The organism is Maribacter sp. PR1 (genome assembly GCF_028464145.1).
Classification (GTDB): domain Bacteria; phylum Bacteroidota; class Bacteroidia; order Flavobacteriales; family Flavobacteriaceae; genus Maribacter.
This window is the reverse complement of record NZ_JAQPCG010000003.1, coordinates 160,758-182,344: the sequence shown is the minus strand read 5'-3', so window position 1 is coordinate 182,344 and position 21,587 is coordinate 160,758. Positions and strand designations below refer to the sequence as shown.

Sequence of the window (21,587 nt, the reverse complement as noted above, 5' to 3'; positions counted from 1 at the left end):
TACAAATGAAAGACCCCTCGACTTTAGATTATCTTGAGCATTGGGTGAAAAGAAAATATGTTTTCTTTGAACGCACCTTGCGCAGCAAAATGAAAGGCTCGGGGAGACACAACGGAAAGCCTTGTGATTAAACCTTTACAATCATTATCTCCTTCGGCTTACCTCGACTCCGCTCGGTACAGGTCACTCAGGGAGACGCGTTGTAAGACCTGCTTGTTACGGGGAGTAAATCAGTACTGGTTTTCGGGAAAGTGATAAATCAATAAAACGGGATAAGAAACAGAATCAACGGTTGATTCTATTCAAAAATCATAAAATATAAGGGTTGCTTCGTTCGTAGAATTAAATGGAAGCCAATTCATTCGAACTTTTTGTTTTGTAGTGATTTTTACCTCGTATTCTTGCGCTTGGTAGCGTTATAATAAAAGAGGTTCCCTTTTCTTTCCCACCGGATTCTGCCCTAATGTCTCCGCCGTGGGATGTTACAATTTGTTTTATCATATACAAGCCCAGACCGCTCCCTTGAACATCTGGGTGGAACCGCTCAAACGGAGAAAATAGCTTTTTTAAGGATTTTTCATCCATTCCCGATCCGTTATCTATGATCTGAAATTGGACCTTTTCTTTGGTTTTTTCCGCTTTGACAATGATTAAGGGGTTCTTTTGATCCCCCATGTACTTGATGGCATTATCCAATAGATTGCCGAAAACCTGAATCATTCTATTCTTATCCCCATAAATTTCAGGCAGATTTTTGGCAATTTCCAAGTTTACGTGATTAACCTCCAATTTTCCGCCTACCAAATTCTTGGCTAAATCGATAATTTCGTTGGTATCCAAAAATTCATTTTGGTTCTCTATTTTTCCAATTCTTGCCATTTTTCCCAGATCTCCTATTAAATTGCTCATCGTATCACAGGAGGTGTCTATCATCTCCAGATATTTTTCCATCCCTGGGTTTTCCTCCATATTTATATCCAAGGGAATAAGGTTCGCAATTCCCTTTATACCACTTAAGGGACTTTTTAAATCGTGTGTTACGGAGTAGGTAAAACGTTGAATTTCCTCATTTTGGATGGACAACTCGTCGGCCGCTTTGATCAATTTTTTTTGTTGGATTTGAAGTTCCTTTGTCCGTTCATGAATCTTTCTTTCCAAATTAACTTGATTCGTCTTTAGGCTTCGGATACGGATGTAGTGAATTAAATATGCTAGTCCTAACACAGAACAGATTAAAATCAATCCAAACCACCATGTTTCCCAAAAGGGAGGGGTAATACGTATGTGAAGCAGCTTTTCATTGGTATTCCAAACCCCATCTGAATTTGTGGATTTAACGTGAAGTACATAATCACCGGAATTTAAGTTGGTATAGGTAGCTGATGTTTTATTACCTACATAATTCCACTGGTCTTCAAATCCTTCTAAATAATAGGCATAATGCACTTTCTCTGCTGCTTTTAAGGTCAATGCTTTAAATTCAATATTGAAAACAGAGTGTTTATGACTAAGGGTTATAGAATCAACTTGGTTGATGTCTTCCTTTAAAACACCAAAAGAATCATTTGGGCGAACGGAGGTATTGAAGATTTTAAGATTGGACAGCAATACTTCTGGAGTGTCCTTCTGTTTTGTAGCCTGTTTGGAATTAAAAATATTAAACCCATTTGAGCCTCCGAAAACAATATCAAAATTGGAAGTCCTGTAAAAGGCAGAAGAATTGTACTCCTTACCTTGCAGACCATCGTACATATCATAATCTAAAAACTCACCAGTTTCCTCATCATATCTGGTAATCCCTTTATCCGTGCTGATCCATAGAAAACCATATTCATCTTGTACCAATCCCCGTACCGTATCACTTATTAATCCGTCGTCTTTAGTAATGGGTGTAAAGGTGTTGTCCTCCGGATTAAATTTGTTAAGACCGGCCTGTGTACCCACCCAGATATTATGATAATCATCCTGTGTGATCATATTCACAAAATTATTGCTCAAGAAATTGGTATCGCTTAAATTGTGATATTGATCATACGACCATGCGCCATTTTTTTCAATTAATCGGAAAATTCCCATGGTTTCCGTGCCCACCCAAATAGTTCCTTCATTGTCCTCCAATACATGTGCGACCGAAGAAATTTTTTCACTGTAGATTTCAGATTCTAATTCAATATTTTCAGATTTCCCAGTATCTGGATAGTAAATTTGAAGACCTCCCCGGAAAGCGGCAATCCAAATCCTGCCCTTGATATCCTTTAGGATGTCCATGACATTATTCGAGGCTAAAAAGGAGTTGGTCGTATCCCAAACTTCGTACTCTTTTGTCACCGTATCAAATAGGGTAAGCCCCGAGCCCCATGAACCAATCCACAATTTATCATGATTAAACGCAAGGGTAAGCACCACGTTGGTATTTAAATTCCCCTTATCCAAGGAAAAGTGTTCAAAGCGATTCACCTTCTTGTTCCAATAATTTAGGCCGCCACCATCTGTTCCAATCCATAAATCCCCATTTTTGTCCTCTGTGAAAGAAGTTACGATATTATTGCTCAGTGAATTTTCATCAAATGGGTTTGTTGCTATTTTTTGAAATTTGTAGTAGTTCGGGTCATAAAAACTCAGCCCTTTCTTATAAGTCCCAACATACATCACCCCATTCCTCGTTTTATGCAAGGACCAGATGGAATTATTGGGGATAGAACCTGGCCTTTTGTAATCCAATTTGGTATTGGATACATTACCGTTTGCCAGTTCATAAAGGGACAATCCGCCATTTTCTGTTCCCAACCATATATTTCCGGAATCATCCTGCTCCATAGCCAGCAAGGCATGGCCCTGACTGATCATGACCGACTTCTCTTCAGTCAACGTATCATCTTCTAGATGATAAATAAATAGATCTCCATCCCTAGTACCAATAAAAAATTGAGAGTCATCTACCTGTACAGCGCTACTCGTGTATTGTGCGTTATTTATTTCGTCTTTTATGGACAATTGATCATCGATGATATAACTTTTGCCTTCTGTTGCGATGAAATAATTATGGTTGGATAATTGAAAGAATTCAACAATTCGATTATTATTTGGCTGGTCCTGCTCCGATATTGGAAACTCCAAATGCGTTGTCTTTCCTGTTTCGGTATTATAACGGTAAAGGCCATGCTCGGAGGTGCCCAACCATAAAAACTCATTGATGTTTTTTATTACCGAAATATGCTCACTTTGAATTTTCTCACTCTCCGATTTGAATGTATAAGGCCGTATTACTGCAAGCTTCTCATCGTATAGGTTAAGCCCTCTACTGGTACCAATTAACAGCACCCCTTTTGCGTCCTCGTAAATATATTCAATATGGCTATGGGTCAAACCCGTAGTGCCATCCTGGGATTCCTCGAAAACCTTAAAATCGGTTCCATCGTACCTATTGATTCCTTTGGTGGTCCCAACCCACAAAAAGCCGTGTTTATCCTCAAATATCTCAGAAACTGTACTTTGGGATAGAGATGCCTTAACCGGAATGAAGTTTAAAGAATCTAACTGGGATTGGGAAAATGAAAATTCAGGCCCTAATAATAAGAGTAGGTATACTGTTGCCAAAGAGAGGACCGTTCTTTTCATTATTAAAACAAAAATATTTGTAGTGTTTTTCTTTCAAAGTAAATATATTATTCCTTCAGTTTAAAAATTATGTTGCCAACCGACGATTATCTGTTGTGAAACGATTGTAATTAACAGAATACCATTTGGGTATACCTCAGAAAATGAAGGCTTTAGCTTTAAACATGAAGCGGAAGTACCACTGTTTACCTAGATGGTGTTCTGTCCCTATTCAAAGCAAGTAAAGTTGATATACAAGTTATTTTGGTGGTCTCATTTCGGTTGGTTTGAGCCTCGCTGGTAAAGTTATTTAAAATAGAGGAGAAACCCCTCGACTGCGCTCGGGGAGACCTTTCGACTGCGCTCAAGGTGACCCGTTTATTCCTAATCCCCCTTCGAAGTATCTCGACTCCACTCAACACAGGTCTCTAGGGAAGACGGTTCGACTTACTTCGACTCCGCTCAGTACGGGTCGCTCTGGGTGACCTTTCGACTGCGCTCAAGGTGACAGGGATTAGACCTTTACGATCATTTTTCCCTTTTTCTTTCCGTCCATCATGTCCAAAAAGGCCTGGGGTGTATTTTCAAATCCTTCCACGATGGTTTCCCGGTAGGTCAATTTTTCCTCGCCCAACCATTTGGATAACTGCTCCATGGCTTCGGGGAATTTATCGGAGTAATTGGAAACAATAAACCCTTGCATCAAGGCACTGTTCTTGATCAAAAAGGGTTGTACGCTAACCCCGGTCGGTGTTTCGGTGTTGTTATAGACCGATATCGCCCCGCAATTGATCGTTCTGGCGAATTTGTTGATGCTAAAAAGGACGGCATCGGAGATTTCCCCGCCCACATTGTCAAAATAGATATCTACACCATCGGGTGCCGCTTCCTTTATGGCCGCTTTCATATCCTCCGTGGTTTTATAATTGATACCTCGGTCAAAACCGAATTCGGAGGTCAATAATTCCACCTTTTCATCGGAACCGGCAATCCCAATGACCGTAAGGCCCAAGATTTTCCCGATCTGGCCCACAACACTACCTACGGCACCTGCAGCACCGGATACGATCAAGGTTTCCCCTTTTTTCGGTTTACCGATTTCATGCAGCCCCAAATAGGCCGTTAATCCCGTCATGCCCACAATACCCAAATAGGCACTCAAGGGCGCTTTATCCGGGTCGACTTTTTGAAGGTTTTCTCCCTTGGAAACTTGAAGCGTTTTCCAATCCAATCGGTCCCTTACAAAATCGCCTTTGGTAAAGTTTTCATTTTTGGAATCGATAACCTCTGCGATGATGCCGGAATTGAGTGGTTTCCCCACTTCAAACGGCGGGACATAGGATTTGGCATCGCTCATCCGTCCCCGTAAATAGGGGTCCACGGAAAGGTATTTGGTTTCCAATAGTACTTCGCCGTCCTTTATCGTTAAATTATTCTCGGATTCCGTGAGTTCAAAGTTGTCCAGGGTAGGGGCTCCTACCGGACGTTTTTTTAGATTTATCGTTTGTATCATTCGTATTGTCTTTATGTTTATAAATTTAGGAATCCTTGCCATTGTTTTCTTTCTTCCCAATGGATGCGATGTCGGTTATCCGTACTTTGTAAATTAAGGGCTGTCTAAAAAGACAAAATTCTATTCATATGTCACATCGAGCGCAGTCGAGATGCGTTAAAAACCAACAAGTTATAATTCTCGATTTAAGTTTATCTTGAGCGGAGCCGAAAGGCTCGAATGGACAGCAGAAATGACTTTTTAGACAGCCTCTTTTTAAGGATCTGAATAACTTCGAGGGACAAAATATACGGTACGCTAATCTTCACCGATCATAATGGACTTCGCATTTACGAATTCCTTCATCCCGAATCCACCGTGTTCACGTCCGTAACCCGAATTCTTGACACCTCCGAAAGGCATATTGGGTTCGGCCAGGCCAAAGGAGTTAATAAATACCATACCGGTATCAAAATATTTGCTCGCCATTTCCACCGCCTTGTCCACATCTTTGGAAAAGATTCCACCTCCGAGTCCGAATCGGCTATCGTTGGCAATGCGCATGGCATCCTCATTGTCCTTGGCCTTCATCAACGAAGCTACAGGCCCGAACAATTCATCGTCATACGCCGGTTGGCCATCGCTTACCTGCGCTAAAACGGTGGCCGGATAATAATAGCCGTCACCTTCGGGCATTTCGCCACCACATAGGATTTCGGCACCATTCTGTACACTTTTTTGTACCTGTTCGTGCAATTTTTCCCGAAGATCTTTACGTGCCATAGGCCCTAAATCCGTTTCCGAATCGGTTGGATCGCCCGATTTTAGGGCCTTCATACCTTTTACAAACTTCTCCCGAAACTCGTCATAGACCGCCTCCGTCGCAATAAAGCGTTTGGCGGCAATACAGGTTTCCCCATTGTTATAGATACGTCCCTGGATACATTTTTCCACGGCCAAATCAATATCGGCATCATCGAAAATCATATAGGCATCGTTACTACCGAGTTCCAACACCATTTTCTTCAATTCGCCACCGGCTTTTTCCCCAATTTTCTTTCCGGCGTCAGGGCTTCCCGTTAAGGTTACGCCCCGGACCAAATCATGTTGTATAATGGAGTCCGATTGATCGTGGGTAATCACCAGTACACTGAACAGTCCCTCGGGCACGCCCGCCGTATCGAAAATCATTTTCAATAGTTTGGCTGTTCCCGTCACATTTTGTGCATGTTTTAGCAACACACTGTTCCCCGCCATTAAATTGGCAATGGTATAGCGAATGACCTGGTAGGCCGGATAGTTCCAGGGTTGGATGCCATAAATAACGCCCAAAGGGGAATAGGTGATGATGCCCCGGCCACCATCGGAAATTTCGCGTTCCTCGCTTTTTAGTGCGTCCGGTGCATTTTGGGCGGAAAAGCTACAAATGGCACTGCATAGGTCCACTTCCTGTTTGCTTTGCTTCAGAAGTTTTCCCATTTCGGCCGTCATCAGCTCGGCCAATTCCGTCTTATAATTTTGAAATTCCTCCCCGATGGCCGAAATCACTTTGCCCCGTTCCTCAACGGATTTGAATTTCCATTTTTTAAAGGCTTCGTGGGATTTTTGTATGGTTTCTTCCACCTGATCATCTGTAAATAAGGGATAGAGGGACAAGGTGTCTCCAGTTGCTGGATCTGTGGTCTCAATATTATTACTTGTTGTTGTCGTTGTCATTATTTTCTGTTTTTATAGTGAATTGTATGTCCGTAAACCGTCATTAAACCTAAAGCGTATAAAATGAGGTCTCGACTGCGCTCGACCTGACATTTAAGTTGTAATTATCAAGGATCGAGGTCTCGCATCTCGACTTTAGTTTATCTTGAGCGGAGCCGAAAGGCTCGATGTGACGGCTCGACCTGACATTCAAGTTGTAATTATGAAGGATTCCGGACATTCATTTAGTGAATTATTGTTGTTCGCTGGGTACCAGGTACACATCGTTGATGTTTACACGCTCCGGTTGGGAGAGGGCGTAGTAAATGGCATCTGCAATATCCTCGGCTTCCAAGGTGTCCATTTGCTGCATCTCTTTCATTTTCTCCATGATATCTTCATCGGTAATGGTATCCGTAAGATTGGTCGCTACCGCACCCGGTTCTATGGAAGTGACGTTGATGCCGTATTTAGGGGCCAGTTCCTGGCGCAAGCCTTCGGAAAACATTTTTACTGCGGCCTTTGTGGCGCAATACACCGCTCCGCCCGGAAAGTATCTGTGTGCGGCCATAGACGATATATTGATGATATGCCCGTCCTTATTGGCTTTTAGTTCCGGTAGTACCGCGGCCACGCCGTTCAATACGCCCTTAATGTTCACGTCCACCATTTTTTCCCATTCATCGGTCTTTAATTTTTCTACAAAGGAGAGGGGCATGAGTCCGGCATTGTTGATCAATGCATTTACGGTACCATATTCCGACTTGGCTTGGGAAACCGCTTTTTCAAAATCTTCCATTTTGGTGACGTCCCCGGCCACGACCAATGCGGTACCGCCCTTGGCTTCTATGTTGGATTTTAATTCGTTGAGTTCATCTTCGCTCCGGGCCAAAACCACCACTTTGGCGCCGTGTTGGGCCAATTTGTGGGCGGCCGCTTTGCCTATGCCGCTGGAGGCTCCGGTGACAAGTATTACTTTGTTTTCTAAATTCATAGCATTCTTTTTTTTTGATTCCCTTCAATATAGGGGCTATGGACGGATTTCCTTGATTCTAAAGGATAGCGAATTGACGGTAACGCTATGGAGCGCGGATTATAGTTTTTAGGGTTAAGGTGGTGGGTGACGGGAATTTTGGGAATTTGATTAATTATTATCTGGCCTTGGCACAGAATAAGAGAGTAGAAATGGAGGGGGACTTTGAAATGATTTAAAATTTAAAAGAAAATTTTTTAATCAAAATGAAGTCGATATAATAACTCAACTTTAAAAATAACACCATCTTGAAACCGCTCATTTAATTGCTCTCTGTCATCTCCAAGATAAAAGGAAACTAAAGCTAAATCTATTTTATCATCAGAACGATATACTCTATAATTTCTACTGATGGCATATCCAAATTCAGCGTTTATATATAAAGATTTATTCAACTTAATTCTCAAATAGCCAAGTGTTTCGTTTGATGTTTTAGAAACATAAGACCCAACACTTGAACTATAGTTTTGTTTATTTAAATTATAGGTAGTTCCTAAACCATCAAACTTCATACCCAGCCATAATTTATTGTTTAATTCATAGTTTAGATCAGCATTGATGGGTAAGTTTAAATTAGCTTCAAACTTCTTGTTAGGGCTCAAATAATACAAGCCAACTATAGGAACGATTATTAGTCCAAACCTTTCAGTATTAGCATACAAACCATATTTGTATTTTAAATCGTTGCGTTTTTTATTGGTAAATAAGCTTAATAAAGCAATTTGAAAGTTGTCATTGGTAAACGTAATTTTCTCAGAAGCTAACTTTGGAAAAACTAAAAAGGTTCCAGACCATTTATCATTGAAAGTTTTATTAATACCCAGATTTAATCCAAACACATTTAGATTTAGTTTTGGAATAGTAGAAGCTACACGCAATCTTGTTTTATTAGTAAACATTCCAGTGAGAAGAACAGTTTTATCATTTATTAGAATGGGAAAATTGAATTCAAAGGCTAATTCTTCAACCGTTGTTTGTGCATTAGAAATTTCAAAATCGTTTGGAGGTGTATTCGTATAGGTAAAATTTGCAATATCGAAGTAGTCTTGTGAAAATCCTTGAAGAAAAACGCAACTTAATAAAACACTTAACCAGTACTTCATATTTTATCTTAGTTACGTCATAGTAATTTACTCAATAAATTTCATATACCTAATTACTATTAATAAATGCCAAATGGCCAAAATCAGCAATTATATAATATTCAAGAGTATCAATATAGTTTTATTCACATTTACATTTGTATCATAAGATACTGCATTATAAGACTTTGCTTGGGTACGGAATCACATATAAAGATTCTTTAAGTTTAGAATCTATGCTATATTAATAAGGCTTTTAACCTTTGCCAATAAATCCATCACAGAAAAGTAGTATCTTTTGAAGGTGTAGTGTGAATACCTTGTACACCTTAGTAAAACCTTTTTAAAAGCCACCACCCTAAAAACTTCTCTTTGTACCCTTTGCCTTTTGGCAACCCTTTCGTCCCTAGCACAAGTAAATCTATCCTATTATCAGGAATTGGAATGCAGAATGATCGGGCCCTTCTGTGGTGGTAGAACCGAAGGTGCGATGGGCGTGGCTTCCCTAATTTACAAAGAACCCAAAGCGAAAATTTAAAAAGTGGCCTTTTATACGTTTACGTATCGTGCCCGTTCCATAAAATAGTCTTCGAAACGCTGAAGTTTAGGATGTAACTTTTCGGTATACAGAACGTATTGACATTTTAGAATGCTTTGGGTTACCGCCAACATGGCCATATACTCCGATTGTTGAACTACAAAGTTTCCATCGTCAATACTACATATCTTTAACTGCGAAGTACTGACGCCATTCGTTAAAAATAGTTTGTGCAGGTTCGTAGGCGTGGTGACAAGGATATCTATACCTTCAAATATTTCAGACTTTTGAATATCGATATGTAAGTCTTTATACCCTACATAGACCCTGACCGAAGTCTGCTTGGTATATTCCAGAAAGGCATCGTACATTTCCAGTGCTTTCTCCTTATTCGCCACCAGTACAACTGCCCTTGGGCTGTTGCCATGGGCCTCGCATTTGATTTTATTAAGGGTCGTTAGGATCAGGGTCGTCGTTTTACCACTATCCTTAGGCGCAATGCAAAACACGTGGGCCCCACTTTTTATAACGGGAATACCCACTTTTTGAACAGGTAATGGTTTTTCATTGGAGAAACGTTCTAAAACTTCAAGTAAGTGGGGGTGCAATTTTTTAAATGCCATAGGTATTTTCGATATAAAATAGTGCCATCATGGTCAACACGGATGCTAAACAAAGATACTAAGCACAACCGGATGACAATACCTGATTTTAAATTTCAGCCTTTTGGTTGTTTTCAAACACCCTTTAATAGGATTTTTAGTTAATTTTAGAACACAACTAAACCAGAAGCACCTTATGAAAAATACCTATTCGTATCTATTACTATTCTTCCTGATTTTCAGTCCGTTTTCAAAGGCACAAGACAGCGATACTATTCTTGAACAATTAGAAGGAATTGCGATTATCGACCAAAAGGTCATGATGCCCATGCGCGATGGTATTCGCTTGGCCACGGATATCTATCGCCCCAAGACCGACGAAAAAGTACCTATCATTTTTTCTAGGACTCCTTATAATTTTAATTCTTGGCGAGACGGAGAACAAAACACCAGAACCGCAGAACGAGCCTATGAGGCCGTAAAACGGGGGTATGCCTACGTAGTGCAGAATGAAAGAGGTCGTTATTTCTCCGAAGGCGAGTGGGATATTTTAGGAGTTCCCCTTACCGATGGTTATGATGCCTTTAGCTGGATGAAAGACCAACCGTGGTCCAACGGGAAAATAGGTACCTACGGGTGTTCTAGCACGGCAGAATGGCAAATGGCCGTTGCGGCCTTGGATCACCCGGCACATGCGGCCATGGTGCCCCAAGGTTTCGGTGCAGGGGTAGGAACCGTTGATGGTATTATGGAACAGGGTAATTGGTATCGAGGGGGAGCGGAGCAATTACTGTTCTTCTCTTGGCTGTATGGGGTTGAGCAGGATAAATTCAAACCAAGAATCCCTGAAGGAGCCACACAAGAGGATTTGATCCGTATTTCAAGGTTCTATGACTTGGCACCAGAGAATCCACCCGTCGATATGGCAGAGGCCCTGCAGCACTTACCGATACAGGATATCTTAAAGAATATCCACGGAAAGAAGGAAATTTTTGATAAAATGGTGCGCCGTAAACCCAACGATCCCGATTGGTATACGGGCGGACTTTATCATGATACCATGGAAATTGGTACCCCAAGCTTCTGGTTCGCTTCTTGGTACGACGTTAGTATTACCCCCAATCTTAGTCTTTTTAACCATGTTCGCAATAATGCAAAGGATTCCCAAATAAGGGATAATCAATATTTGGTCATTGCCCCAACCTTACATTGCTCGTACACCAGGGCCACTAAGAATACAATGGTCGGGGAACGCAGTGTTGGCGATGCCCGTCTGAACTATGACGAGCAAATCTATGCCTGGTGGGATCTTTGGTTAAAAGGGGAAACCAATGATTTCAAGGAAAAAACACCGAGGGTTCAGTATTATACCATGGGGACCAATACCTGGCAAACGGCAACCCAATGGCCCCCAAAAGACAGTAAAATGAAAACCTACTATTTAAATAGTGATGGCGGGGCCAATACCGGGAACGGTAATGGAACGCTTTCCAGAAAAAAACCGTCCAAAGACCAACCGGATACCTTTGTGTACGACCCCATGAATCCTGTAACCTCCTATGGCGGCAACGTTTGTTGTACGGGCAATGCCATAAAGGGCGGGGCATTTGACCAACAAGTGATGGAGGAGCGTGATGATATACTGGTCTACACCACCGATGTGCTGCAAGAAGGCGTAGAGGTGACTGGTTTTATCGAATCTACCCTTTATGTATCTTCCGATGTCAAGGATACGGATTTTACGATCAAACTGATCGATGTCTATCCGGATGGCAGGGCCTATAACTTGGACGAGACCATTCAGCGTGCTCGTTTTCGTGAGGGCTACGACAAAGAGGTTTTTATGGAGGAAGGGGAAGTGTACAAAATCGACCTGACCCCAATGGCCACAAGCAACTATTTTGACAAAGGACATCGCATTCGTATTGAGGTATCGAGCAGTAATTTCCCGCGTTTTGCCCGTAATTTGAATACGGGGGGCAATAATTACGATGAATCCGAAGGTGTGGTGGCGACCAACAAAATCCACCACTCCAAAGCCTATCCGTCAAAGATTCGCTTGCCCATACGTAAGTAGTCCCTAAAAACATGGATTCGAGGATCTTGGAAGATGGGGAATTGTATGACGTTTTGGCAATGAAATTTGCAGTACCCAAATAAAAAAATATTGAATATAACAGAGACCACTAAATGACCACTATAATGAGAACATCCCTTTTTTGTTTGAGTTTCCTTCTTACAGGCCTATGCTTTTCCCAACTAGACCCATCCTATTATCAAGATTTGGAATATAGAATGATCGGGCCCTTCCGTGGCGGTAGAACCGTAGGTGCGGTGGGCGTACCTTCCCAACCCAATGTATTCTTTATCGGGGTAAACAATGGAGGAGTATGGAAAACGGATGATTATGGCCGTACCTGGAACCCCATTTTTGATGACGTGCCCACAGGTTCCGTGGGGGATTTGGCGGTTTCGCCCTCGGACCCCAATATCATTTATGTCGGCACCGGCGAAGGACTGCACCGGCCGGACCTTGCCGTAGGGGATGGTATATTCAAATCCACCAATGGCGGTAAAAGCTGGGAACATATCGGGCTGGAAGATATCCAGCAAGTGAGTCGGGTCATCGTACACCCCACCAATCCGGACGTGGTGTATGTGGCCGGTTTGGGCCATCCGTATGGGGCCAATGAAATGCGGGGCATTTTTAAATCGGTAGATGGCGGAAAAACATGGAAAAAGACCTTGTATAGCAACCCCAATACCGGGGCGATCCAAGTGGAGCTAGATCCCAATAATCCTAACATCCTGTTCGCCGCCATGTGGGAACATCAGGAAGGACCCTGGGAGAACGCCAAATTCTCCGGTCCTAACAGCGGACTCTACAAATCCACGGATGGCGGGGAAACCTGGCGACCCCTTACCAACGGACTCCCCGGGGCGGAAGAGGGCCTGGGTAGAGTAGGGGTGGCGCTATCGGCCAGCAATTCCAAACGCATGTATGCCACAGTCGATGCCCGAGAAAAGGGCGGGGTCTATACCAGTGCCGATGCCGGTGAAAGTTGGAGCCTGGTCACCACGGAAAACCGATTGTGGGGCCGGGGCAGTGACTTTGCCGAAATCAAGGTACATCCCAAGGACGAAAATGTGGTGTTTGTGGGGAATGTAGCCTCGTATAAATCGGAGGACGGCGGGAAAACATGGACTTCCATCAAAGGCGCCCCGGGCGGGGACGATTACCACAGGATATGGATCAATCCCCAGCATCCGGAAATCATGCTTTTCGCCGCCGATCAAGGTGCCGTCATCACGGTAAACGGTGGTGACACGTGGAGTTCTTGGTACAACCAGCCCACGTCACAATTGTACCATGTAAGCACGGACAACCAATTTCCGTATTGGGTGTACGGCGGCCAACAGGAAAGTGGGGCCATTGGCATTGCCAGTAGGAGCAATGGGGGACAGATCTCGTTTCGGGAGTTTATAGGTGTGGGCGCCGATGAATATGCCTATGTCGCTCCGGACCCTTTGGACAACAACATCGTTTATGGTGGACGCGTCATTCGATTCAATAAAAAAACGGGGCAATCGCAATATGTGGGTCCCGAAGTGTTGCGTTCCCGAGAATTCCGATACCTGCGTACGATGCCCTTGTTGTTTCATCCGGCCGATGACAGCATGTTGTTGTTCGGTACGAATGTGATTTGTAAAACCCATGATGGGGGTCAGCATTGGGAACAGATCAGTGGCGACCTCACCAGAGCCCGACCCGAAGTGCCGGCCAGTGTGGGCGATTACAAAACCGATGCCATGGAAAACATGCCGCAACGTGCGATTGTGTATGCTATTGGACCTTCGCCCCTGGACAAAGACATTATTTGGGCGGGTACGGACGATGGCCTGATTCAGGTGACCCGGGATGGGGGCAAAACCTGGACCAACGTAACACCGACCTCGATTACTTCCTGGGACAAAATTTCACAGATCGATGCCGGGCATTTTGATGCCGGAACGGCCTATGTGGCGGTGAATGCCATACGGAAGGACGATATGCTGCCCCATATCTACAAGACCCATGACTTTGGGGAAACTTGGGAAGAAGTTGTTAGCGGGATGAATCCCTCCGGACCGGTCAACGTGGTGCGTGAAGACCCAAAACAACAAGGCTTGCTGTATGCCGGAACGGAGCGTGAGGTCTATTTTTCGGCCGATGATGGGGTTTCTTGGCAGTCCCTTCGCATGAACATGCCCGCATCTTCCATTCGGGATTTGGTGGTGCATGAAAACGATCTGGTCATCGGGACGCACGGTCGCTCCATTTGGATTTTGGACGATGTAAGTCCGTTGCGGGAATTGGCCAGCCTGTCCGGCAAAAATGCTTATTTATTTTCGCCCAGCAATGCCTACAGGGTACGGTTCAATATGTTTAGCGACACGCCGTTACCCCCGGAGGAACCTACGGGACAGAATCCGCCGGACGGGGCCCTTATCGATTATTATTTGGGTGCCAATGCCCAAAAGGTGGAGCTCAATATATTGGATTCGGAAGGAGCATTGGTCAATAGCTTTTCCAGTGACGATAGGGCGGAAGTTTTGGATACGACTAAAATGCAGCATCCCACGTATTGGATACGTCCGTTTAAAGGATTGTCGGGCGAACCCGGCCACCATCGATTTGTATGGAATTTACGGTATAAGGAGCCGCAGGGCGCCAATCGTGCCTTTGCCATTGCAGCCGTGCAATACGATACACCCAGCGGACCCGAAGGACCTTTTGTAGCTCCAGGAACCTATAAAGTGCAATTGAAGGTAGATGGGAAAACTTTGGAAAAGGACATCACGGTAAAACTGGATCCCCGTTCAGAAATGAGCGAGGAAGCCCTAGCCCTACAAACCGACCTGTCCCTGCAGACCTACAACGATTACGGGAGATTGCAGGAGATTCGGGAAGCCATTGATGCCGGCTCGGCAAAAGGTAGAAAGAAGGAAAAGTTGTGGGCCTTTCGAGGGGATGGCGCCCCGGAGGATGGCGATTTGATCTATGGCAGTATCTATGCGTCGGAACTGGAGGACGAAACGCTTGTCGGATTACAATCCAAATTGCTTTTTCTGCTCAATGTGCTGCAAAAAACCGATGCCCAACCGACGGCGAAAACCCAAGAAGCCGCGGGGCAATTACATACACGCGTGGGTGAGATGGAAACGCTTTGGGAATCGAAGTATAAATAGATTGGGGAAGCATTCAAAAATAACTTTCAAGTCTAGGACTCAATTTCAAATACTTGTCTCCCTGAGCGCAGTCGAAGGGTATTTCAAGGTTAAAGAAATCTTAGCAATGGTCCAATTGTTATGCTGATTTAGTACATTGGTATAAACCCTTGAATGTGTTAGCAAAAAGACGACAGTTACCCCAAGAGCACCCTACCGATACGGAAAAATTCATTTACTGCTTGGAAGCGGTCGATGATATTGAAACGGAATCGGTTACCGAAGTTCAAAAGAACCTGGAACACTTGGCCATGCAGTATGGGGTGGCCAGCATCTATCAAACCTGTGACACCATTGAAGGGCTGGAAGCCAGTTTAAACGCCTTGGTTTTGGACGACCATCATTTTAAGGACTACGAAATCATCTACTTGGTGATGACCGGGGAGGCCAATAGTATTTGCTTAAATGATTACTACTACAGTTTACAGGAAATCGCGGAACTCTTTGAAGGCCGGTTAAAAGGAAAGATCCTGCATTTTTCCAATGCCAAAGTGCTCGACCTGGACGAGGAAGAATCCCAATATTTTTTGGATATCACCAATGCCAAAGCGATTTCCGGCTACGGCCATGCCTATGAAGGCATCAGCAGCTCGGACTTGGACAAGGCCTTCTTTAATCTATTTAAAGAGGATGACAATATGTTCGATGTGGTAGAGGAATTGCACCAACGGCATTACAATATCTGTAAGCTGTTGGATTTTCGTTTGTATTATTGATAAACGGTTTGCTACTTTGTGAACTTTTAAAATTTATATTTTTTATTTTTACGTCCGTCAATTTTTCCTTTGATGACGCAAAAATCGATAGCTGTACTTCCTTTTGTCAATATGAGCAATGATATTGACAATGACTATTTCTGTGATGGGATTACCGAGGAAATCATCAATGCACTCACAAAAATCAACGAGCTTAAGGTAATTGCCCGTACCTCCTCCTTTGCCTTTAAAGGGAAGGATATTGATATTCGGGAAATTGGTGGGCAATTGGGTGTTAACACGGTACTTGAGGGAAGTATTAAAAAATCCCGGGAACGGGTCAGGATAACGGCACAGTTAATAGATGTTGCGGACGGAACGCATTATTGGTCCAAAAGGTTCGACAGGGAATTAACGGATATTTTTGATCTGGAAGATGAGATTAGCCTGGCCATTGCGGATGAAGTCCGAAACAATTTTGGGCATTTTGAGGTGCAAGACCATTTAATAAAGCAACCCACCACCAATGTGGATGCCTATCAATTGTTCTTAAAAGGGCGTTCGTTGCAATTAAAATGGACACCAGAAAGCCTTAACGAGGCCATATCTTATTATGATCAGGCCATTGCCTTGGATAAAAATTATGCGAAAGCCTATTATGCCAATTTGCAATGCTACGGCTTATTGGCCATGTGGGGGTATATGCCCTACCAAGAAGCTATGGATCTGGCCATTGGCAATCTTTTGATCGCCAAAGAAATAGACACCTCCTTACCCGAATATCCGTTGTCTTTTGTTGGTAAGTTTTTTTGGGGGGAATGGGATTTCAAAAATTCGTACCTCCATATCAATAAAGTCTTGGCCATTAATCCGAATCACATCGATGGGTTGGAAGCCATGGCGGAACTGTTCATTGCCCTCGGCTTTTTTGACGAGGCCTTAGTATATGCCAACAAACTTTTGGATGTAGATCCGCTTTCGGCAAACAATCATTACACTTTTGCCCATATCTGCTATTATCAAGGTCAATTTGATAAAGCCTTGGAAAGTGTAGATTATGCCCTAACCCTTAATCCGGAATTGGCCCTAGCGCATCATTTAAAGTGTTTTTGTTTGATATGGCTCAACCAAAAACAGCAGTTTGAAGAATTTATAAAGGACACGCCACTAGTCGAAGAGAAAAAATGGTTGTTCCGGCTTATCAATGAAAAGCCTTTTGAAGTCCCGGAGGAAATCGTTTCACGATGGACGGCCGGTGGAGGCAACGAAACCATGCTTGTTCCCTACGACCTTTATATTTTAAGTAATTCCAACCATAAAGCGCTAGGTTTTTCCCGTTTGCAGGAAATGATCGACCGCAGGCGTGGACAAATCATCAATTACAGGCAAGAACCTTTTTTAAAACCCTTACACGGGATGGATGGTTTTTCGGATTTGCACCATTCCAACCTGTGCCTTTCGGATATTGCATCCCCCGTGGAAGAGGAAGAAAAATCGACACCTACTATATTAGATGCTTCCCAAATAGAGGCCTTAAAAGAGGAACTGCTTACCTATTTTGAGGAAGAGGAACCTTTTCTGAATCCGCAATTGAGTTTAAAATTCGTATCCGATGTCCTAGGGTTCAACACCAATAAAATATCTTACCTGATCAATACCGCCTTTGATCTAAATTTTAATGACTTTGTGAATTCATACCGCCTAAAACGTTTTAAATCCATTGCTCTGGACCCCAAAAACTCGCATTTGACCATTCTTGGATTGGCCTATGACAGCGGGTTCAATTCCAAAAGCGTTTTCAATACCTATTTTAAAAAAATAGAGGGGATAACCCCTAGGGCTTGGATGAAGTCCAATTCATAATTCATCTTCCTTAGTTCGTTTCAGATTATAATTCAGAACGATTGATTTGTACTTACGGTCAATCTTTGCATCAAAATTATAAATCAAAAAACGAACAATTATGACAACTTTACACAAATTCTTACTACCTTTTATAGTAGCCACTGTACTACTATTTGCATCGTGTTCTAAAGAAGACGATACAATTTCACCCAATCCCAACGACACCACCATTGAAAATGTCCTCACCGATATCGGGTTTCAAGGCTATGCCATTGTCACCAAAAACGGGAAGGATTTGGTACGCCAGGGTTTTGGATGGGCCAATAAAAACATGGAACTGCCCCAAGGGGAAAACCTAGGGTACCGAATAGGTTCGGTTACCAAAACACTTACGGCAGCGGCGGTAGTACAATTAAAACGTGACGGGTTGATCCAAAGCTTTGATCAAACCTTGGATGAATTTGATACCGAATTCCCGAATGGTGATCAAATTACCATTGCACAGTTACTATCCCATCAATCCGGTATACCGGAATATCAATTGTTGGCTGAAGGCGCTTACGAACAAGGGGAAACCTTGGATGAAGGGACTATTTATGAGCTTATCAAGGAATTGATCTTTGAAAATGGACTCGATTTTACACCAGGGTCCAACAAAGAGTATTGCAACTCAAATTACCTCATTGCAGCCTTGTTGGTAGAGCAGGTATCGGGAATGCCTTATCACGAATATGTGCAGCAGAAAATTTTCAATCCGTTGGGAATGTCAGGATCCTACAAAGGGACGGATGAGATTGACAGCGATACACACGCACAGGGCTATTTGAACGGAAATCCCAATAGTTCGTATCCTATGGACATCCCTTTTGGGGCAGGCGATTTCAGTACTACGCCAAGCGATATGGAAACCTGGACCAATGCCGTAAAAACGGATTGGTTTACCGAAGCTGAAAAGTCGGAAATATTTGCCAAAGATGTTCCAAGTGGCTATGTGGATTTTGGCTTGGGATGGTTTACCACACAAGAGGGCAATACCACCATGTACTGGCACGGTGGCGATATGAATGGCTATTGGAGTATGATCGGTTTTATACCGGAATATGATGCTACGATGGTACTGTTAAGTAATCAGCAAGACGATATGGGAACGCAACGCAACACCATTATCGAACAGCTATTGACCACAGCGTTTAATTAATATATTTCAATTATAAAGACATGAAAAAATTAGTAATAGTATTTGCCTTGTATGTATTTTGTACAAATCCTGTTTTTAGTCAGCAAGACTATGAAGTTAAGGTTATAACCAGTGTAGAATCTATTGTTTCAAGCGGTTTGGGGCGATCACGTATACTCTCATCCAACGATGAAAGGGACTACAAAGAATTCACTTCTGAGCAAACAGAAGACGACAATTCCCGGAATACCTCCAAGAGAAAGGACATTAGGGTCAAAAACTTTGAAGAAACGAAACTGTTGAACTTTTACAATTTGGGCGGAATACGCTTTCAAAATATTGTAGCGAACGATGCCTTGATTTCATCAAAACTGACGGACATGCTTACGGAAGGTTGGGATTTAGTGTTCGTTACCAGTGCCGTGGAAAGTGACGCAGGGAGAAATGACGATAATGGGATTTTTATAACCCGATATATTTTTAAAAGAATATTGGACTGAAAAACCATTAAATTTTTACTAGTGATGAAACATACCAACGTATTATTGGCAGGCGCTACGGGCTATTTGGGTGGTTTCTTATTGAAAGTACTCATCGAAAAGAAAAATCAGGTCGTAGCCATTGTGCGCAATCCCGATAGCTTGCAAAATGACCATGAGAATTATTTGGAAATAAAACAGGCCCAAGTAACACGACCTGAAACCTTACGGGATATCTGTAAGGGCATTGACACCGTAATTTCTACCGTGGGCATCACCAGGCAAAAAGACGGTCTTACCTACATGAATGTGGATTATCAGGCCAACATGAATTTGTTGGAAGAAGCTAAAAAGGCGGATGTCAAGCACTTTGTGTATGTGTCCGCCATTAACGGAGACAAACACCGTAATCTAAAAATCCTTGAGGCCAAGGAAAAGTTTGTGGATGCTTTAAAAGCTTCTGGGTTGCAATATACCATCGTACGGCCGAATGGTTTTTTCTCGGATATGAAGGATTTTTTAGAAATGGCGAAATCGGGACGTGTTTATTTGTTCGGTTCTGGCCATCAAAAATTCAATCCTATCCATGGCGATGACCTGGCAAGGGCCATTGTAGCCACTTTGGATGATGGTAACAAAGAACTGACCATTGGAGGTCCGGATGTTTTAAGCTTGAATGAAATAAGTGAACTCGCGCTAAAAACCTTGAACAAGCCCATTAAAATTGTGCATTTGCCGGATTGGTCCAGAAAACTGACCATTTGGTTTTTGCGAACTTTTACCAGTGTCAAAACCTATGGACCCATCGAATTTTTTCTCACCTTAATGGCAGAGGATTGTATTGCCCCCTGTTTTGGGACCCATCATTTGGAGGATTTTTATAAGGAAGTAGTTCAAAACAATATAGCACCAAAATGAAAAAAATAAACGCTTTTGGAAGAATTGCGCTGGGTATTGTAACGGCCTACGTTCTATTTCATATACTGATTTTATTGCAATTCATCCCATCCCATGTGGTTTGGGGAGGAAAAATAGTGGAACCCAAAACGATCCTAATTTTAGAATGGGTAGCACTTTTGGTTATGCTGTTTTTAGGCAGTTTGATTTTAATGAAAGCCAAAGTGATTCCCAACAAATGGCAAGAGAAAACCCTAAATAGATGGTTATTGGTGTTTTCCGTATATTTTGTGCTCAATACCCTTGGTAATCTACTGGCGGAAAGTATTTTTGAAAAAGCGCAAGCCTTGCTTACCCTTATTTTAGCGCTAAGTTTATTTAAAATGTCCAAACGTAATCCATGAAAGCTCCGGACCCAAATACCCGCTTCCCCTTATCAAATTACGATACGCTTTGTTTTCTGAAAAACATCGTTACAAATCCGAATATCATTGTTGGGGATTATACCTATTACGATGATTTTGAAGATGTTGCCAACTTTGAAAAAAACGTCAAATACCATTTTGATTTTATTGGGGACAAGCTCATCATTGGGAAGTTCTGTATGATTGCCTCCGGTGCTACCTTTATTATGAACGGTGGCAATCATCTCACCGAAGCCGCAACGGCCTATCCCTTTGCCATATTTGGAGGTGCCTGGCAAAACGCCATGGAGGGTAAAAGCTATCCTACAAAAGGGGATACCATTATCGGTAATGATGTATGGATAGGCCACGGGGCAACGATTATGCCGGGAGTACACATAGGAAATGGTGCCATTATTGCCACAAAGGCGGTGGTTACAAAAAATGTAGCGCCTTACACCATTGTGGGTGGTAATCCGGCAAAACCAATTAAAAAACGCTTCTCCGAGGCTACCATTTCCAGGTTATTAGAACTACAATGGTGGGATTGGGATATTGAAAAAATCACCCAAAATCTAGGGAAACTCACCAGTAATCCGGAAGCGTTGTTTTAAAAACTTACATAGTATGTTCCAGAGGGCTTAACACAGAAAATGTTAAGCCTTTTTTTGTGTGGCCTATACAGTCTTTCCCCTTTACAAAAACCTAAAAATAGTAGGGAAATCAAAAAGGTTTGGAATCATAATTCAGGACGATACACCTTCCATTGTACGATTTCTTTGC

The 21,587-nt window shown here is 42.8% G+C and carries 15 protein-coding genes; 9 read left to right on the top strand and 6 right to left on the bottom strand.

The annotated features are described in order from the left end of the window. Positions 1-342: 342 nt before the first annotated feature. The 6 genes from PP182_RS07250 to PP182_RS07225 form a co-directional block, all read right to left on the bottom strand. Positions 343-3,618: a sensor histidine kinase gene (locus tag PP182_RS07250; protein ID WP_272650682.1), complete on the bottom strand. Its 3,276-nt coding sequence runs from the start codon at positions 3,616-3,618 to the stop codon at positions 343-345. 493 nt (positions 3,619-4,111) lie between these two features. Beyond that, positions 4,112-5,110, bottom strand: a complete 999-nt coding sequence (locus PP182_RS07245; RefSeq protein ID WP_272650681.1) for an NADP-dependent oxidoreductase — start codon at positions 5,108-5,110, stop codon at positions 4,112-4,114. Positions 5,111-5,407: 297 nt separating this feature from the next. Beyond that, positions 5,408-6,805 (bottom strand): NAD-dependent succinate-semialdehyde dehydrogenase, encoded by a 1,398-nt coding sequence (locus PP182_RS07240; RefSeq protein WP_272650680.1) that lies wholly within the window; start codon positions 6,803-6,805, stop codon positions 5,408-5,410. A gap of 232 nt (positions 6,806-7,037) precedes the next feature. Beyond that, entirely contained in the window at positions 7,038-7,778 is a 741-nt protein-coding gene (locus PP182_RS07235) for an SDR family oxidoreductase (protein ID WP_272650679.1), read from the bottom strand. A gap of 236 nt (positions 7,779-8,014) precedes the next feature. Further along, positions 8,015-8,920, bottom strand: coding sequence for a DUF6268 family outer membrane beta-barrel protein (locus tag PP182_RS07230; protein WP_272650678.1), 906 nt, complete (start codon positions 8,918-8,920; stop codon positions 8,015-8,017). A gap of 528 nt (positions 8,921-9,448) precedes the next feature. Further along, positions 9,449-10,060 carry a DEAD/DEAH box helicase gene (locus PP182_RS07225; RefSeq protein ID WP_272650677.1) on the bottom strand — a complete coding sequence of 204 codons (612 nt, stop codon included), beginning with the start codon at positions 10,058-10,060 and terminating at the stop codon, positions 9,449-9,451. Between the two features lie 175 nt (positions 10,061-10,235). Here PP182_RS07225 and PP182_RS07220 point away from each other — a divergent pair, with 175 nt between their 5' ends. The 9 genes from PP182_RS07220 (at position 10,236) to PP182_RS07180 (ending at position 21,418) form a co-directional block, all read left to right on the top strand. Beyond that, positions 10,236-12,116 (top strand): CocE/NonD family hydrolase, encoded by a 1,881-nt coding sequence (locus PP182_RS07220; RefSeq protein ID WP_272650676.1) that lies wholly within the window; start codon positions 10,236-10,238, stop codon positions 12,114-12,116. A gap of 125 nt (positions 12,117-12,241) precedes the next feature. Beyond that, on the top strand, positions 12,242-15,268 hold the full coding sequence (locus PP182_RS07215) for a WD40/YVTN/BNR-like repeat-containing protein (RefSeq protein WP_272650675.1): 3,027 nt from the start codon (positions 12,242-12,244) through the stop codon (positions 15,266-15,268). A gap of 155 nt (positions 15,269-15,423) precedes the next feature. After that, positions 15,424-16,023 (top strand): DUF6642 family protein, encoded by a 600-nt coding sequence (locus PP182_RS07210; protein ID WP_272650674.1) that lies wholly within the window; start codon positions 15,424-15,426, stop codon positions 16,021-16,023. Between the two features lie 72 nt (positions 16,024-16,095). After that, a complete protein-coding gene (locus PP182_RS07205) occupies positions 16,096-17,865 on the top strand; it encodes a helix-turn-helix domain-containing protein (protein ID WP_272650673.1) in 1,770 nt (589 codons plus the stop codon). A 100-nt stretch (positions 17,866-17,965) separates the two neighbouring features. Continuing rightward, positions 17,966-19,045 (top strand): serine hydrolase domain-containing protein, encoded by a 1,080-nt coding sequence (locus PP182_RS07200; protein WP_272650672.1) that lies wholly within the window; start codon positions 17,966-17,968, stop codon positions 19,043-19,045. Between the two features lie 20 nt (positions 19,046-19,065). After that, positions 19,066-19,524 (top strand): hypothetical protein, encoded by a 459-nt coding sequence (locus PP182_RS07195; protein ID WP_272650671.1) that lies wholly within the window; start codon positions 19,066-19,068, stop codon positions 19,522-19,524. A gap of 24 nt (positions 19,525-19,548) precedes the next feature. Continuing rightward, a complete protein-coding gene (locus PP182_RS07190; protein WP_272650670.1) occupies positions 19,549-20,421 on the top strand; it encodes an SDR family oxidoreductase in 873 nt (290 codons plus the stop codon). Beyond that, positions 20,418-20,804, top strand: coding sequence for a hypothetical protein (locus tag PP182_RS07185; protein ID WP_272650669.1), 387 nt, complete (start codon positions 20,418-20,420; stop codon positions 20,802-20,804). Before PP182_RS07190 ends, PP182_RS07185 begins: the two co-directional genes overlap by 4 nt. Beyond that, positions 20,801-21,418 (top strand): CatB-related O-acetyltransferase, encoded by a 618-nt coding sequence (locus PP182_RS07180; RefSeq protein ID WP_272650668.1) that lies wholly within the window; start codon positions 20,801-20,803, stop codon positions 21,416-21,418. Before PP182_RS07185 ends, PP182_RS07180 begins: the two co-directional genes overlap by 4 nt. Positions 21,419-21,587: the final 169 nt, after the last annotated feature.

Coding starts and splice junctions, on each gene's coding strand:
- PP182_RS07250 (WP_272650682.1), bottom strand. CDS start 3,618: ATGAAAAGAACGGTCCTCTCTTTGGCAACAGTATACCTACTCTTATTA.
- PP182_RS07245 (WP_272650681.1), bottom strand. CDS start 5,110: ATGATACAAACGATAAATCTAAAAAAACGTCCGGTAGGAGCCCCTACC.
- PP182_RS07240 (WP_272650680.1), bottom strand. CDS start 6,805: ATGACAACGACAACAACAAGTAATAATATTGAGACCACAGATCCAGCA.
- PP182_RS07235 (WP_272650679.1), bottom strand. CDS start 7,778: ATGAATTTAGAAAACAAAGTAATACTTGTCACCGGAGCCTCCAGCGGC.
- PP182_RS07230 (WP_272650678.1), bottom strand. CDS start 8,920: ATGAAGTACTGGTTAAGTGTTTTATTAAGTTGCGTTTTTCTTCAAGGA.
- PP182_RS07225 (WP_272650677.1), bottom strand. CDS start 10,060: ATGGCATTTAAAAAATTGCACCCCCACTTACTTGAAGTTTTAGAACGT.
- PP182_RS07220 (WP_272650676.1), top strand. CDS start 10,236: ATGAAAAATACCTATTCGTATCTATTACTATTCTTCCTGATTTTCAGT.
- PP182_RS07215 (WP_272650675.1), top strand. CDS start 12,242: ATGAGAACATCCCTTTTTTGTTTGAGTTTCCTTCTTACAGGCCTATGC.
- PP182_RS07205 (WP_272650673.1), top strand. CDS start 16,096: ATGACGCAAAAATCGATAGCTGTACTTCCTTTTGTCAATATGAGCAAT.
- PP182_RS07200 (WP_272650672.1), top strand. CDS start 17,966: ATGACAACTTTACACAAATTCTTACTACCTTTTATAGTAGCCACTGTA.
- PP182_RS07195 (WP_272650671.1), top strand. CDS start 19,066: ATGAAAAAATTAGTAATAGTATTTGCCTTGTATGTATTTTGTACAAAT.
- PP182_RS07190 (WP_272650670.1), top strand. CDS start 19,549: ATGAAACATACCAACGTATTATTGGCAGGCGCTACGGGCTATTTGGGT.
- PP182_RS07185 (WP_272650669.1), top strand. CDS start 20,418: ATGAAAAAAATAAACGCTTTTGGAAGAATTGCGCTGGGTATTGTAACG.
- PP182_RS07180 (WP_272650668.1), top strand. CDS start 20,801: ATGAAAGCTCCGGACCCAAATACCCGCTTCCCCTTATCAAATTACGAT.